Raw genomic sequence first — 15,932 nt, 5'->3', positions numbered from 1 at the left:
CAGTGAACGAAGCGACAGTACCAGAATCTCCCCCTCAGACCATGCCGCCGCCCCCGCGCCGCTCCCGGATGCGCCGCATCGGTCGTGTTCTGACCTGGCTGCTTGGCCTCCCCTGCGCCGTACTGCTCATCCTCTATGCGGTGATGCTGTTCACCCCTGTCCGCATTCCCTTTACCGGCCAGGCCATCCGCACCTTCGTGCAGAATTTCGTTCCCGAGACATCAGACCTGCAGATGGGCGACATGGCCCTCGCCGTCGAAGGCGGCATCTGGCCGGTCATCCGCTTCGAGCCAGTCCTGTTCACCGATAGCAAGACCGGCGCTCGCATCGCCATGGAAGCGCTGGAAGTCGGCTTCTCGCCGGCCCGTGCCCTCTTCGGTCAGCCGGGGACCACGGTCACCATTGTCGGCCCCCATGTGCAGATCATCCAGGATCTTTACGGGCCTCGCCCTGGCACGCTCGAGGTGGTCGACGATCCCGCCGGCGGGCCCGCCACGGTGCGTGTCATGGAGGGCGACGACGCCTTTCCGGCGGTCGAGATTTCGGAGCAAGGCATTTCATTCGACGATGCGATCGTCCCGCCCATGCGCTCGGACAATGACTGGCTGATCTACAATCTCGAAGCCAGCGAGGTCGCCATTGCCGACCTGATCGAGCAGGCCGCCCAGGGTCGGTTCTCGCGGCTGGTCGTGCGGGATGGTCATGTCGATATGGCCGATCCGCTCTATGGCCTGTTCCGTCAGTTCAAGGACCTGTCCCTTGAGATCGAGACCCTGCCTGGCGACGAACGCGTCACCGGCGAATTCAGCGCCCGCATCGGCTCGCGGACCGTTTATGGCACCATCGAACGCTCGCTGGATGATGACGGCACCCGCCGTCTTCAGGCCGACGTGACCAATCTCGACTTTTCGGCCTTTGTGCCCTTCGTCGACGATGCAACCAGCATGGCCGCCATGCCCGGCGCGGGCAATCTATCCATTGACGTCACCTTCACGCCCGAGGGCAAGCTGATCGGTGGCGATTTCAAGATCGACCTGACCGGCCTCGATTTGCGGCTCGACGACGATTATTTTCCCGTCGCCAGTTCCATTCTCGAAGTCACGTGGGACCCTTCGCTCGGCCAGTTCAGCATGAAGGAGGGCGCCCTCCGGATCGGTCAGAGCAGCGCCCTCGTGTCCGGGACCTTCGTTCTCGGCCTCGACACCACCTACGGCCCGACCATCGGCATGTCGATTTCCGCTCGCGATGTCGCGATCCATCCCAATGACATGGAGGCGCCAGAAGCGCCGTTCGACACGGTCGAGTTTTCCGGCTGGTCCACTCCCCTTTACGGCGCCATGGGCATTGATCGCCTGATCGCTCGGCGTGGCGATGCCGTGGTCGAGACTGCCGGACGCATGAACCTGCTGCAGTCCGGCATCGGCCTCGACATGACCATTGCCGGTCAGGGCGTCACCGCCGACGATTTCAAGCGGCTCTGGCCCTACATCATGGGCGGCACCAACCGTGACTGGTTCGTTGCTAATGTGACCGACGGCACGGTCAAGAACGCCCATATGCGCTTCAACTTCCCGGTCGGCAGCTTTGGCGTCGGCAACGAGGACAAGCCGATCCCGCCCGACAGCATGCTCATCGAGATCGTGGGCGAGGGCGTCGCGATCAAGCCGACCCCGGAAATGTCGCCCATAGTCATATCGGGCGATACGCGCCTCCGCGTCGACGACGAGAACGTCTCGATCGCAGGTGGCGGCGGCACGCTTGAGACCGAGAGCGGCACGATCAGCGTCACCAGTCCGGCCCTTGTCATGGACAATTCCGTTCCGGGCGAAGCCATTGTCGAGATTTCGGGCGATCTCAACGCCCCCATCCCCGCGCTCCTTGCCCTGGTCGAGCAGCAGCAGCCCGACGCCCTTGCCGGCGCCGAACTGCCGATCGATCTCGACAGCATCACCGGCACGGTCGATCTCGGGCTGGTCGCCACCATCGCCCTGGGCGACGAGGAAGCCGGCCGCGAAATGGACGTGGACTATGTCATCAATGGCAGCGTAGCCGATTTCGCCAGCGCCGAGCCGATCCAGGGACGTTCCATAGGCGGCGGGCAATTGCATTTCTCCGCCTCGCAGGATGGCTACCAGCTCGGCGGCACCGCCACCATCGACGACATGGAGGCCGAGATTTCGGTACAGGGCGCCATGGGCGCTGACCCGGTCTTCCGCCTGCAATCCACCGTTGCTGTCGCCGATCTGGCGGACATGGGCTTTGATGCCTCTGAATTTCTCGACGGCGAGGTCAAGTTCGTCGCCCAGCCGCTGGCCGAAGGCGCCCTCCACATGACCGTCGATCTCGAGGGCGCCGCGCTCAATGTCCGCGACCTCGGCATCACCAAGGCCCGCGGCACCCCCGGCCAGTTGACTGCCACCGTCCGCCCCGATGGCGACGTCACCCATCTCGAGGACATTTCGCTCTCGTTCGGCGATGTGCGTCTGGCCGGCAAGCTCGATTTCCATGCCGAGAACGGGCTCATTGCCGCCAATTTCAGCACGTTTGCCCTCAGCGCCGGTGACAGCGCGTCCGTCGACCTGACCCCCACCGATGGTGGCTTTGCGGTGCGCATCCGCGGCGAGCAGCTCGATTTGAAGCCCGTGCTCAGCCGCTTCTTCAGCCTCGAGCAGGGCAGTGGCGGCGTGCAGTCGACCCAGTTCGATCAGTCGCTGTCGCTCGATGTCGAGCTCGCCCGCGCCATCGGCTATTACGCCACCACTGCCTTCAACCTCGATCTCGACCTGGCCCTGCGCGGCATGAACTTGAGCCGCGTGGCGATGACGGCTCAGTTCGACGAGGGCAATGCCATCTCGATCACCACCAATCCGGCGCCCAACGGCCGCACGCTCACCGTGGCCTTCAACGATGCCGGCACCGTGCTGCGCATGCTCGGCGTCTATTCACAGCTCGCCGGCGGGTCGGGGAGCCTCGTCATGACCACCGACCGCAACCTCAATGCCGAGGCCGGTCAACTGGTGCTGCGCAACTTTGCCATCGTCGACGAGGCCAATGTCATCCAGGTGCTCGGCAACCACACCGATTCTCGCGCCGCCATTGCCGCGCGCAACCGCCTCGATTTCCGTGCCGCCCAGGTGGAGTTCATCCGCACCAGCGATCGCGTCGAAGTGGTCGATGCCGTCCTCGCCGGCGACACCGTCGGTGGCAGCGCCCGCGGCTTCATCTATACCGATCAGCGCCGCTACGACCTGACCGGCACCTATGTGCCGCTGTTCGGCCTCAACAATATCTTCCAGCAGATCCCGCTCTTCGGTCCGCTGCTCGGCGGCCGCGAGGGCGAGGGTCTCGTCGGCGTCACCTTCGCCGTACGCGGCCCGCTCGACCAGCCGCAATTCCTGGTCAACCCGCTCTCCATCCTAGCACCCGGCTTCCTGCGCGAACTCTTCGAATTCCGCGCCCGCGAACTCCCGCCGGCACCCGCGCAATAAAAAGGCGCTCCGCAGCGCGCCTTTTTCACCTCTCCCTCTGGGGGAGAGAGCCTGCCCTCGGGCTCGACCCGAGGGTCGGCCCGAAGGGCCGGGTGAGGGGCCCTCGTTACACCGGCTTGATCAGCGCATGCCGCTTCTTGCCGACGGACAGCTTGATGACGCCCTCTTCGAGCAGGGCATTGTCGCCCAGCATCAGCTTCTCGTCCTCGATCACGGCGTCATTGACCCGCACCGCGCCGGAGCTCACATGCCGCCGCGCTTCGCCATTGGAGGCCGCAAGCCCGGCCTTGACCAACGCATTGAGCACGCCGATCCCGGTTGCAAGCTCCGCATGGGTCACCTCGGCCGTCGGCAGCGACAGGTCGAGCTTGCCGGTCTCGAACGTCGCCCGTGCCGTTTCCGCCGCTTCCTCCGCCGCCTGCCTGCCGCGGATCATGGCGGTGACTTCGGTGGCGAGGCGCTTCTTGGCCTCGTTGATATCGCCGGCCACGATGCGGGCGATCTCGTCGAGCGGCAGCGTGGTGTAAAGCTTCAGGAACCGCTCGACGTCCGCGTCCTCGGTATTGCGCCAGTACTGCCAGAAGTCATAGGCCGAGAGCAGGTCTGCATTGAGCCAGATCGCGCCATTGAGCGACTTGCCCATCTTCTGGCCCGACGATGTGGTCAGCAGCGGCGAGGTCAGCGCATAGAGCTGCGGCGTCCCCAGGCGATGCCCGAGGTCGATGCCGTTGACGATATTGCCCCACTGGTCCGACCCGCCCATCTGCAGGCGCACGCCGTAGCGCTGGTTGAGCTCCACGAAGTCGTAGGCCTGCAGGATCATGTAGTTGAATTCGAGGAACGAGAGCGATTGCTCGCGGTCGAGCCGCTGCTTGACCGAGTCGAAGCTCAGCATCCGGTTGACCGAGAAATGCTGGCCCACGTCGCGCAGGAATTCGAGGTAGTTGAGCGGCAACAGCCATTCGGCATTATTGACCATCAGCGACTTGCCGTCGTCAAAGCTCAGGTAGTTTGAAAACACCTGCTTGATGCCGTCGATATTGCCCTGAATGGTCTCGGGCGTCATCAGCTTGCGCGCCTCGTCCTTGAAGGACGGGTCGCCCACCATGCCGGTGCCGCCGCCCATCAGGGCCACGGCGCGGTGGCCGGTTTTTTCCAGCCAGTGCAGCATCATGATTTGGATGAGGCTGCCCACATGCAGTGACGAGGCCGTGGGGTCAAAGCCAATATAGGCCGTCACGGTCTCGGTGGCGAAGAGCTGGTCCAGCCCCGCATCGTCGGAGGTTTGATGGATGAAGCCGCGCTCCGAAAGGGTGCGCATGAATTCGGATTTGTAGTCGAACTTGGTCATTTTGCGATTCCGATTGCCAGCTCACCCGCAGGGTCATTCCCGCAAAAGCGGGAATCCGTGTTTGGGAGAGGCGGTAGCGAAACGGCGGGCTCGCATGGGCGGGCATCACGCCGTGGTGGTTTCTATCGCAATAAATGCGCCCTGAACTAGCGCCCGCCGCCGTCCGCGATCTCCTGACGGCGACGGTCGAGATACTCGGCACACCGCGTCGTTAGTTCGTCGATCTTGCCTTCGTAGAAGTGGTTGGCCCCTTCCACGATCTGCTGCTCGATGGTGATGCCCTTCTGCGTCTTGAGCTTGTCCACCAGCTTCTGCACCGAGGTGGGCGGAGCCACGCGGTCCTTGTCGCCATGGATGATCAGGCCCGAGGACGGGCAGGGCGCCAGGAACGAAAAGTCGTAAAGATTTTCCGGCGGCGACACCGAGATGAAGCCTTCCACTTCCGGACGGCGCATCAGCAGTTGCATGCCGATCCAGGCGCCGAAGGAGAAGCCGGCGATCCAGCAGCCGCGCGACTCGCGGTTGATGATCTGCAGCCAGTCCAGCGCCGCTGCGGCGTCCGAGAGCTCGCCGATGCCGTGGTCGAACACGCCCTGCGAGCGGCCGACGCCGCGCGAGTTGAATCGCAGCACCGAAAAGCCGCGTTCGGCGAACATGTAGAAGAGATTGTAGACGATCTGGTTGTTCATCGTCCCGCCGAACTGGGGGTGCGGGTGCAGCACGATGGCGATGGGAGCGTTGGGCTCCTTGCCCGGCTGGTACCGGCCTTCGAGACGCCCTTCGGGTCCGTTGAAGATCACTTCTGGCATGGGTTGTTCCGGCCTTTTCTGGCTCTGTCCGTTTGGCGCTTTCGGGCCCGGCGGAAGGGTGCTCGGCGCTTGACTAAGCGCGGGCCTCTCCCTAAAACATGGGTCCGAAACACCAGTTTAGAATTATTCGAAATTCGGTGTCTGGCCGCGCTGCGGCCTTGTTGAGCGCCCCTTGTAATGAAGTTGGGCGAGGAAATTCAAGAAGTGTTTGCTTGCCGGGGCGCGGGAGCGTCCGGCAAGGGGCATGGCAGCAATGTCGGGCGCACATGCGTCCGGAAGGCGCAATGGCGAAAGAGACGATCTATCTCGATCACAATGCAGCGTCCCCGCTTCGTCCCGAAGCGCGGGCAGCGCTTGTTGCTGCGCTCGATCTGGTGGGCAATCCGTCTTCGGTCCATGCCCATGGCCGCGCCCTGCGCAACCTGATCGACACAGGCCGCCGCCAGGTGGCGCGTCTCGCCGGTGCCGAAGCCAAGCAGGTCGTCTTCACCGGTTCGGCCACCGAAGCCGTCACCCAGGCGATCGTCGGCGGCACCAAGGCCTTTTCGGCAGGCGCCATCGCGGTCAGCGCGGGGGAGCACGCCGCCGTGGCCAAGGCCGCGGAGGCGACGGGCCTGCCGGTCTGGACCATCGGCCTCGACGCCGTTGGCCGCATTGATCTCGATCAATTGGTCGCCGTCCTGGCCCGCGCCGATGCCGAAGGCGTCACGCTGCTTGTCGCTCTGCACTGGGTCAACAACGAAACCGGCGTCGTCCAGCCCATGAGCCGGATCAACGCCCTGGTCGGCCCGACGCGTCACACGCTGTTCGTCGATGCCGTCCAGGCTCTGGGCAAGCTGGATCTGGATTTTGCCGCCTCCGCACCCGACATGTTGGCGGTGAGCGGTCACAAGATCGGCGCACCCGCCGGTATCGGTGCTCTCCTGGTCAAGGCCCATGCCGACACGGTTCGCCTCATTCCCGGCGGCGGTCAGGAACAGGGCCGGCGCGGGGGTACGGAATCGGCAGCCCTCATTGCCGCCTTTGGCGCTGCCGCGGCAGCCGCCGATTATGATAGTGAGGCCATGTCGGCGCTGAGCGTGCATCTGGAGCGGGGGCTCGCGGCTCTTGCACCCGACGTGGTCATCTTCGGCCAGGGCGCGACCCGTATCGGCAATGTCACCGATTTTGCCGTTCCGGGCCTTGGCAACGCGACCGCCATGATGGGGCTGGACCTGATGGGCCTGTCGGTCTCGTCGGGCTCGGCCTGTTCGTCGGGCAAGGTTGGCGCCAGCCACGTCCTCGCCGCCATGGGCGTGCCGAAGGACCTCGCCAACTGCGCCTTGCGCGTCAGCTTCGGCTGGAATTCCACGCTGGCCGACGCCGATGCGTTCCTGGCCGGGTTTGAAACACTGCTGTCGCGTCGGAAGCGCGACGGCAAGGCCGCCTGACCGGCGGCCGCCAACAAGAGACTGCGTTCGCGGCGGCCTTGAACCGCCGAGGGACATAAAGGAGAAGCCGTATGGCGGACTACGATATTCCGACCCTCAAGGAAGAGATCGACCGGGAAACCGTCGAACAGGTGCTGGCCCTTGATGTGGACAAATACAAGTACGGCTTCGAGACCGAGATCGAATCCGATGTCATCCCGCCCGGGCTGACCGAGGACACGATCCGCTTCATTTCCGCCAAGAAGGATGAGCCCCAGTGGATGCTGGACTGGCGCCTCGAGGCTTTCCGCCGTTGGCAGACCATGGAAGAGCCCAACTGGGCCAAGGTCCACTATCCCAAGATCGACTTCCAGGCGATCAGCTATTATGCGGCGCCCAAGTCGTTCAAGGGCCCCAAGAGCCTCGACGAAGTCGATCCCGAACTGCTCAGGACTTATGAGAAGCTGGGCATTCCGCTCAAGGAACAGGCCATCCTTGCCGGCGTCCAGTCGGACGAGCCGCAGGGCACGCCCTTTTCGGGCAACGTCGCCGTTGACGCCGTCTTCGACAGCGTCTCTGTCGTGACGACTTTCCGCGAGGAACTGGCCAAGCAGGGCATCATCTTCTGCTCGATTTCCGACGCCATCCGCGAGCATCCCGAGCTGGTGCAGCAGTATCTGGGCTCGGTGGTCCCGGTCTCCGACAACTACTACGCCACTCTCAACTGCGCCGTCTTCACCGATGGGTCCTTTGTCTACATTCCCAAGGGCGTCCGCTGCCCGATGGAACTGTCGACCTATTTCCGCATCAACGAGAAGAAGACCGGCCAGTTCGAGCGCACGCTGATCATCGCCGACGATGACAGCTATGTCTCCTACCTCGAAGGCTGCACCGCCCCGATGCGCGACGAGCACCAGCTCCACGCCGCAGTGGTCGAGCTGGTCGCCCTCGACAATGCCGAAATCAAGTACTCCACCGTCCAGAACTGGTATCCGGGCGACAAGAACGGCAAGGGCGGCATCTACAACTTCGTCACCAAGCGTGGCGATTGCCGTGGCGTCAATTCGCATATCTCCTGGACCCAGGTCGAAACCGGCTCGGCCATTACCTGGAAGTATCCGAGCTGCATCCTGCGCGGCGACGGTTCGCGCGGCGAGTTCTACTCGATCGCCATTTCCAATGGCTATCAGCAGGTCGATAGCGGCACCAAGATGCTGCATCTGGGCAAGAACACGTCCAGCCGCATCATCTCCAAGGGCATTGCTGCCGGCTTCTCGGACAACACCTATCGTGGCCAGGTCTCGGCCCACGCCAAGGCCAAGAACGCCCGCAACTTCACCCAGTGCGACTCGCTGCTGATCGGTGACAAGTGCGGCGCCCACACGGTTCCCTATATCGAGAGCCGCAACGGTACTGCCGTCTTCGAGCACGAAGCCACCACGTCGAAAATTTCCGACGACCAGATGTTCTACTGCATGCAGCGCGGCCTCTCGGAAGAAGAAGCCGTGGCGCTGATCGTCAACGGCTTCGTACGCGACGTGCTTCAGCACCTGCCGATGGAATTCATGGTCGAAACCCAGAAGCTGATCTCGATCAGCCTCGAAGGCAGCGTCGGATGAGCACGTCCGTCACTCCCGTGGTGCGGTTGTCCGATGCGCTGCTGGAAAGCAGCGAGCGCGGCACCATGTTCGGGTCTGCCGACGCCCACCGCCTGGGCACGGCCGCCGGGCTCAAAGCCATCGGCTTCACCTATACCGTGGTGGAGCCGGGCCGCAGCGGCGCTCCATTCCATAACCATCACGTCGAAGACGAGATGTTCGTGGTCATGGAAGGCGAGGGGACCTATCGCTTCGGCCCCGAGCGCTATGCTTTCAAGGCCGGCGATGTGCTCGTCGCCCCAGCGGGCGGGCAGGAAACGGCGCACCAGATCATCAATACCGGCAGCGTTCCGCTCAAGATGGTGGCGATCTCCAACCAGTCGCCCATCGAAGTTTGCGAATACCCCGATTCCGGCAAGTTCCTGGTTTCGAGCAAGGCCGGCGGCAATGGCGCCAAGCTGCGCCACATCAGCCGCCACCCTGACCGACATATCGAAGATTACTGGGAAGGCGAGCCCGGCGCCTGAGGCGCGGCTTCCATTCCCTTCTCACTGGAGACGACAACATGACCACGCCCGTTCTTGAAATCCGCAACCTGCATGCCCGTATCGAGGAACGCGAAATCCTCAAGGGTGTGAACCTCATCATCCCGCCCGGCCAGGTCCACGCCATCATGGGCCGCAACGGCTCGGGCAAGTCGACGCTGAGCTATGTGCTTGCCGGCAAGGAAGACTATGAGGTCACCGAGGGCGAGATCCTGCTCAACGGCGAGAACATCCTCGAGATGGAACCCGATGAGCGCGCCGCCGCTGGCCTCTTCCTGGCCTTCCAGTACCCGATCGAAATTCCGGGCGTTGCGACCATGACCTTCCTCAAGGCCGCCATCAATGCCCAGCGCAAGGCCCGTGGCGAAGACGAGCTCAAGACCCCGGACTTCATGCGCATGGTCAAGGAAGCCGGTGCCCAGCTCAACGTCGATAGCGAAATGCTGAAGCGCCCGCTCAATGTCGGCTTCTCCGGTGGCGAAAAGAAGCGCGCCGAGATCATGCAGATGGCGCTGCTCAAGCCCTCGCTGGCCGTGCTCGACGAAACCGATTCCGGTCTCGACATCGACGCTCTGCAGGTCGTCTCCAAGGGCGTCAACGCCCTGCGCGACGGCCAGCGCTCCATGCTCGTCATCACCCACTACCAGCGCCTGCTGAACCACATCGTGCCCGACGTGGTGCATGTGTTCTCCGATGGCCGTATCGTCGAGAGCGGCGACAAGGATCTGGCGCTCCAGCTCGAAGCCAAGGGCTATGCCGACTTCGACGGTCAGGCGGCCTGACCATGCGCGCCAATTTTCCCGTACGCCTCGGCCCCGCCGAGGAATCGCTGATCGCCCAGCTCAAGGCTGCCGGTGCCACCCAGGCCGCCGAGCGCATCACCGTGGCCGGCCTGCCGACCCGTCGCGTCGAGAGCTATCACTATACCGACTTGAAGACCCTGCTGCGTTCCATCCCGCCCCTGGCGACGGCTGCCAACGAAGCCAGCGCGCCGGCGCTGCGCATTCCCGGCGCCTATACCCTGATGATCGCCAATGGCGTCATCCAGAACGCCTCGACGGCGCCCGCCGGCGTCATCGTCGGCAAGGCCGATGGCGGCGTCCTCACGACCCGTGACGACGTGATGGTTCACGTCAACAATGCGCTAGCAAATTCGGCTCTGACCCTCACCCTCGAAAACACCGTCGACCCGGTCATCCAGGTCGAGCGCCGCGTCGAAGGCGAGGCCGCCCATGTGGCCGATGCGCTGAAGATTTTCGTCGCCGACAACGCTACCACGACCATCATCGAGACCTTCTCGGGCTCCGATGCGGCCCATGTCGGCAACCACGCCACCTATCTGGCGCTGGGCAAGAATGCCGTGGTCACCCACATCACTGTCGACCTGAGTGCGCGTGCCGCAACGCATTTTGCCACCAACGAGTATCATCTCGCCGATGGTGCCAAGCTGCGCACCCTGGTTATCCACCTCGGCGCCGGCCTCTCGCGTACCAATGTGTTCCCCACCATGGGCGGCGCTGATGCCCACGCGGATATCACCGGCCTCAACCTCGTCTCCGACGGCCAGCACGCCGATATCACGATGGAAACACATCACGCGGTGCCGCACACCTCGTCGCAGCCGCTGTTCAAGTCCATCAGCCGCGGCCGCTCCAAGGCCATCGTGCAGGGCAAGCTCGTCGTCGCCCGTGACGCCCAGAAGACCGATGCCAAGTTCATGCATCAGGGTCTGATGCTGTCGGACGAAGCTGAGATTCTGTCGAAGCCGGAACTCGAAATCTATGCCGACGACGTCGTCTGCGGCCACGGTTCGACCTGCGGCAAGCTCGACGAAGACAGCCTCTTCTACCTTTTGAGCCGCGGCATACCCAAGGCCGAGGCAGAGACCATGCTGGTCCGCGGCTTCATCGCCGAACTGCTTGATCCGGTTGAAGATTCCGAGCTCAACGAAGCCCTGCAGGGCATCGTCGACGGCTGGCTGCTGGGCGGCAAGTAAGCTCCTGCCCCTTCACCTCTCCCTAGGGGGAGAGGTCGGCGCGCAGCGCCGGGTGAGGGGGCCTTACAAGAGTCACGGTGCGGAGGAAGGCCCCCTCACCCGACCGAAGACGGTCGACCTCTCCCCCAGGGGAGAGGTGAAGCAGAGGCAACCCTTCATGACCTTCGATCTCGAAAAAATCCGCGCTGACTTCCCGATCCTCTCCGAGCAGATCCACGGCCACCGCCTGGTCTATCTCGACTCGGGCGCCTCGGCGCAGAAGCCGGTGCAGGTCCTCGACCGCATGGACCATGCCTTCCGGCATGAATATGCCAATGTCCATCGCGGCCTGCACACGCTCGCCAACCGCGCCACCGAAGGCTACGAGGCTGGTCGCGAAAGCGTCCGCCGCTTCCTCAATGCCGGCCGCATCGAAGAAATCATCTTCACCAAGTCGGCGACCGAGGCCATCAATCTGGTGGCGTCTTCCTTCGCCGGGCCGCGCATTGGGGCAGGGGACGAGATCGTCACCACGATCATGGAGCACCACTCCAATATCGTGCCATGGCATTTCCATCGCGAGCGCCGGGGCGCCATCCTGAAGTTTGTCGCTGTCCGCGACGACGGCAGCCTCGATCTCGATGCATTCGAAGCGGCCCTCACGGACAAGACCCGTATCGTTGCCGTTACGCATATGTCCAACGTCCTCGGAACCATCAATCCAATCAAGGACATGATCGCCATTGCTCATGCAAAGGGTATTCCGGTCCTCGTCGACGGTTCCCAAGGCGCCGTCCATACCAAGGTGGACGTGCAGGACCTTGACGCCGATTTCTACATCATGACCGGCCACAAGCTGTATGGCCCCACCGGCATCGGCGTGCTCTATGGCAAATACGATCTCCTCGCCGAAATGCAGCCCTATCAGGGTGGCGGCGAGATGATCGAGACAGTGACGCTCGAAGGCGTCACCTATAACGAACCGCCGCATCGTTTCGAGGCCGGCACGCCGCCCATCGTCCAGGCCATGGGCCTCGGCGCGGCCCTGGAGTACATCGAGGCCATCGGCCGCGACGCCATCGCCGCCCATGAGCACGACGTCGCCGCCTACGCCCATGAAAGACTCAGCCGCATCAATTCCCTGCGCCTGATCGGCACGGCGCCCGGCAAGGGCGGCATTTTCGCCTTCGAGATTGCCGGCGCCCATGCCCATGACGTCGCGACCATCCTCGATCGCTACGGCATTGCCGTTCGCGCCGGCACCCATTGCGCCCAGCCGCTGCTCAAACGCCTCGGCGTCACCTCTACATGTCGCGCGTCCTTCGCCCTATATAACGGCAAGGACGATGTGGATGCCCTGGTGGACGGCATCGAGCGCGCCCAGAAATTCTTTGCCTGAGGAAGGCTGACATGACCGACGAAGTAATCGATACCCGCATTCAGCCCACGATGCCCGAAACCCTGCCCGAGGCCGAGGTGGAGCGCATCACCACCGATCTGATCGGCGCGCTCAAGACCGTCTACGATCCGGAAATCCCGGTCGATATCTACGAGCTGGGCCTCATCTATAAGGTCGACCTCGACGACAACCGCAACCTGACCATTGACATGACGCTGACCGCTCCCGGTTGCCCGGTCGCCGGCGAGATGCCCGGATGGGTGGAGAATGCTGCGCGCGGCGTCGAAGGCATCCAGGACGTTACGGTCAACATGGTCTTTGATCCGCCTTGGGATGCGTCGCGCATGAGCGAGGAAGCGCAAGTCGCGTTGAACTGGTGGTAATCCGGCGCGTTTACGCCTATATGTCGTGAAACGCCGATAAAGGTCGCTCGATGCCGTTCAAGATTATGTCTCTCACCGATGCCGCCGCCGAGCGCATCACCGAGATCATCGAAGACAGCGACAAGCCGGTCGTTGGTCTGCGCGTCGGTATCAAGAATGCCGGTTGCGCCGGCGTGTCCTACACCATGGACTATGTCGAAACGCCGGTCGCCGGCGACGATCACGTCAACGACAAGGGCGTCGATGTCTGGGTCGACCCCAAGGCCACCATGTATCTGCTCGGCACGGTGATGGATTTCGAAGCCGGCAAGATGGGCTCGAGCTTCACCTTCAAGAACCCCAACCAGACCGGCGCCTGCGGCTGCGGCGAAAGCGTCACGCTCGCCCCCGCCGACCTCAAGGCCATCGCCGAGGCACGGGCCACCGCTTGAGTCTTCCCTTCTCCCCTTGAGGGAGAAGGTGCCCGAAGGGCGGATGAGGGGTATCTTCCCGTTGCGGAAACAAGTCCGCTAGTGCATTGATCCCGCATCATGCCGAACGCTCTCCCGCCTGCCTACACCATCACCCCGCCCAATCGTCCGCTCTCAGGGCGCGTGTCGCCGCCCGGCAGCAAGTCGATCACCAATCGGGCTCTGCTCCTGGCTGCCCTGGCTGAGGGCACCAGCCGCCTCACCGGCGCGCTCAAGAGCAAGGATACCGTGTTGATGGCGCGCGCCCTGCGCAACATGGGTGTCACGGTGGAAGAACCCGACGCGACCAGCTTTCTCGTTACCAGCACTGGCCGCCTCGCTGCGCCGAGCGCGCCGCTCTTTCTCGGTAACGCCGGCACAGCCACCCGCTTCCTGACTGCGGCGGTGGCCACCATCGATGGCACGGTGATCGTCGATGGCGACGAGGACATGCGGCTGCGACCCATCAGGCCGCTGGTCGACGCGCTCAATGCCTTGGGCATCGACGCGCAATCCCCCACCGGCTGCCCACCCGTCACAATAGTCGGCACCGGCCGCTTCGGATCGGGCAGGGTGGAGATCGACGCTTCGCTGTCGAGCCAATACGTCTCGGCCTTGCTGATGGCTGCGCCCTTCGGCGACGGCCCGATCGAAGTCGCCCTCAAGGGCAAGGATATCGGTGCGCGCGGCTATGTCGATCTCACGCTTGCAGCCATGCGCGCCTTCGGTGCCCAAATCGAGAGCCGCGACGATGGCTCCTGGTTGGTGCAGCCCACCGGCTACAAGGCTACCGATTTTCACATCGAACCCGATGCCTCAGCCGCAACCTATCTCTGGGGCATCGAAGCGCTGACCGGCGGCACGATCGATCTCGGCGTACCGACCGACGCCTTTACCCAGCCCGACGCCGCGGCCCAAGCCGTCATCGCGCAGTTTCCCGACATGCCCGCCGTCATCGACGGCTCGCAGATGCAGGATGCGGTGCCGACCATCGCCGTCGTCGCCGCCTTCAACAACCGTCCCGTGCGTTTCGTGGGCATTACCAATTTGCGCGTCAAGGAAACCGATCGCATTCGCGCCGTAGCCAATGAGCTCAACCGCATCCGGCCCGGCCTTGCCGTGGAAGAGGGGGATGATCTCATCGTCCACTCCGATCCGGCGCTTTCGGGGCAGGTGCTGCCTGCCCGTATCGAAACCTACCACGATCACCGCATCGCCATGAGCTTCGCCCTGGCCGGCCTGCGCGTGGGCGGCGTGACCATTCTCGATCCGGCCTGCACCGGCAAGACCTATCCGGATTACTGGGACATGTTGAAAGCGCTCGGGGTCGAACTCACCCCGGCGACGTGATCAGGCCGCCGAGACGTCCTTGGCGGGCGCCTCGTCGATTTCGACCAATTCATCCTCGCTGACCACGCGATTGCGCCCGGCCCGCTTGGCCGCATAAAGGCAGCGGTCGGCCCGCTCGATCAGCGACATCGCATTGTCGGTGGGGCGGAACGCGGCAACGCCGAAAGACGCGGTGATGCGGCCGAGCTTTTCGTTGGTCGAGCGCTTGAGCAATTCCTTGGCCTGGACGGCCTTGCGGATATTCTCGGCGACGATCAGCCCGCCCTTGAGGTCGGTCCAGGGCAGGATGGCGACGAATTCCTCGCCGCCATAGCGTGCTGCCAGGTCCTTGCCCTTGATGTTGGATTTCAGCGTCATGGCCACGAGGCGCAGCACCTGGTCACCCGTCTGGTGGCCATAGGTGTCGTTGAAATTCTTGAAATGGTCGATGTCGAGCAGCAGAAGGCACAGCGGGTGCCCAGCCTTGCTGGCCTCGCGCAGGCCATCTTCGAGCCCCTCGTCGAAGCTCTTGCGGTTGGCGATCTTGGTCAGCGGATCGAGCATGGACTCGCGCCGCACGTCGTCCAGGTCCCGCTGCAGCGCCGCAATGTCCTCGCGCGAAGCCTCGAGCTTGGATTCGAGTTGCCGGTTGGTGTCTTGCATCCGCCTTGTTTCGGCGAGCAGACGCGTCGCCAGCAACTTCATGTCTTCGCCGGTGAGGTCGCGTTCGAGATCTCCGCTGGCCGATTGCAGCGAGCCCGAATAGGCGTTGGCCGTGGTCATGGCGCTGTCGATCGCTTCGTGCACCGCCTCGATACGGGCATGCATGCGCTCCGACACCGCCGACATGCGGTCGTTCGCGTCGGATTTCAGGAATTCGTTGTAGAGCGCTTCAGCGAGGTTGGCCGTGGGAACGGTACCGCTGCGGAAGATCGCGTTGATGCGGTTGTTCAGCGACGGATTGACGCCCGTCGCATAGGTGTAGAGGAGCTCATAAAACTGCGGATAGGGCGGGATCCCACTACGCTTGAGCAGGTCGAACGCAGCGTTGGCGTATCCCAGAGTACGCGTGAATTCTTGGTCCGACACTGCCCACCCCGCGCCCCGTTGCGCCTTGACCGGATCGACTTACCTTAAACGAGTCGTTGCCACAAATTTACAGGCACGCACCAGCCCAACACAACCGCGACTTCACAA

The 15,932-nt window shown here is 63.5% G+C and carries 13 protein-coding genes; 10 read left to right on the top strand and 3 right to left on the bottom strand.

Annotated features, from left to right (window positions below; translation table 11 throughout):
- Nucleotides 1-41 precede the first annotated feature (41 nt).
- The gene (locus JEQ47_RS07150) at nucleotides 42-3,488 is read left to right on the top strand and encodes an AsmA-like C-terminal domain-containing protein (protein ID WP_198875648.1); all 3,447 of its coding nucleotides are present in this window, start codon (nucleotides 42-44) and stop codon (nucleotides 3,486-3,488) included.
- Between the two features lie 106 nt (nucleotides 3,489-3,594).
- On the opposite strand, the gene tyrS is transcribed toward JEQ47_RS07150, so the two are convergent.
- A complete protein-coding gene (gene tyrS / locus JEQ47_RS07145) occupies nucleotides 3,595-4,839 on the bottom strand; it encodes a tyrosine--tRNA ligase (RefSeq protein ID WP_198875647.1) in 1,245 nt (414 codons plus the stop codon).
- Nucleotides 4,840-4,985: 146 nt separating this feature from the next.
- Entirely contained in the window at nucleotides 4,986-5,648 is a 663-nt protein-coding gene (locus tag JEQ47_RS07140) for an alpha/beta hydrolase (RefSeq protein ID WP_198875646.1), read from the bottom strand.
- A 284-nt stretch (nucleotides 5,649-5,932) separates the two neighbouring features.
- Here JEQ47_RS07140 and JEQ47_RS07135 point away from each other — a divergent pair, with 284 nt between their 5' ends.
- From JEQ47_RS07135 to aroA, 9 genes are all read left to right on the top strand, one after another.
- Complete coding sequence (locus JEQ47_RS07135) at nucleotides 5,933-7,078, top strand: cysteine desulfurase family protein (protein ID WP_198875645.1); 1,146 nt, start codon at nucleotides 5,933-5,935, stop codon at nucleotides 7,076-7,078.
- Nucleotides 7,079-7,149: 71 nt separating this feature from the next.
- Nucleotides 7,150-8,676, top strand: coding sequence for a Fe-S cluster assembly protein SufB (gene sufB / locus JEQ47_RS07130; RefSeq protein WP_198875644.1), 1,527 nt, complete (start codon nucleotides 7,150-7,152; stop codon nucleotides 8,674-8,676).
- Complete coding sequence (locus JEQ47_RS07125) at nucleotides 8,673-9,182, top strand: cupin domain-containing protein (protein ID WP_198875643.1); 510 nt, start codon at nucleotides 8,673-8,675, stop codon at nucleotides 9,180-9,182. Before sufB ends, JEQ47_RS07125 begins: the two co-directional genes overlap by 4 nt.
- Before the next feature lie 38 nt (nucleotides 9,183-9,220).
- On the top strand, nucleotides 9,221-9,982 hold the full coding sequence (gene sufC / locus JEQ47_RS07120) for a Fe-S cluster assembly ATPase SufC (RefSeq protein ID WP_198875642.1): 762 nt from the start codon (nucleotides 9,221-9,223) through the stop codon (nucleotides 9,980-9,982).
- 2 nt (nucleotides 9,983-9,984) lie between these two features.
- On the top strand, nucleotides 9,985-11,196 hold the full coding sequence (gene sufD, locus JEQ47_RS07115; RefSeq protein ID WP_198875641.1) for a Fe-S cluster assembly protein SufD: 1,212 nt from the start codon (nucleotides 9,985-9,987) through the stop codon (nucleotides 11,194-11,196).
- Nucleotides 11,197-11,353: 157 nt separating this feature from the next.
- On the top strand, nucleotides 11,354-12,574 hold the full coding sequence (locus tag JEQ47_RS07110; protein WP_198875640.1) for a cysteine desulfurase: 1,221 nt from the start codon (nucleotides 11,354-11,356) through the stop codon (nucleotides 12,572-12,574).
- An 11-nt stretch (nucleotides 12,575-12,585) separates the two neighbouring features.
- Nucleotides 12,586-12,957, top strand: coding sequence for an SUF system Fe-S cluster assembly protein (locus JEQ47_RS07105; RefSeq protein WP_198875639.1), 372 nt, complete (start codon nucleotides 12,586-12,588; stop codon nucleotides 12,955-12,957).
- A gap of 50 nt (nucleotides 12,958-13,007) precedes the next feature.
- On the top strand, nucleotides 13,008-13,388 hold the full coding sequence (locus JEQ47_RS07100; protein ID WP_236020665.1) for a HesB/IscA family protein: 381 nt from the start codon (nucleotides 13,008-13,010) through the stop codon (nucleotides 13,386-13,388).
- A gap of 99 nt (nucleotides 13,389-13,487) precedes the next feature.
- The gene (aroA, locus tag JEQ47_RS07095; protein WP_198875638.1) at nucleotides 13,488-14,756 is read left to right on the top strand and encodes a 3-phosphoshikimate 1-carboxyvinyltransferase; all 1,269 of its coding nucleotides are present in this window, start codon (nucleotides 13,488-13,490) and stop codon (nucleotides 14,754-14,756) included.
- On the opposite strand, the gene JEQ47_RS21020 is transcribed toward aroA, so the two are convergent.
- A complete protein-coding gene (locus JEQ47_RS21020; RefSeq protein WP_198875637.1) occupies nucleotides 14,757-15,824 on the bottom strand; it encodes a GGDEF domain-containing protein in 1,068 nt (355 codons plus the stop codon).
- Nucleotides 15,825-15,932: the final 108 nt, after the last annotated feature.

The sequence above is a fragment of the Devosia sediminis genome (genome assembly GCF_016411825.1).
GTDB classification, from domain to species: domain Bacteria; phylum Pseudomonadota; class Alphaproteobacteria; order Rhizobiales; family Devosiaceae; genus Devosia; species Devosia sediminis.
The sequence above is the reverse complement of the archived record's forward strand: the minus strand, read 5'-3'. Positions and strand labels throughout refer to the sequence as shown.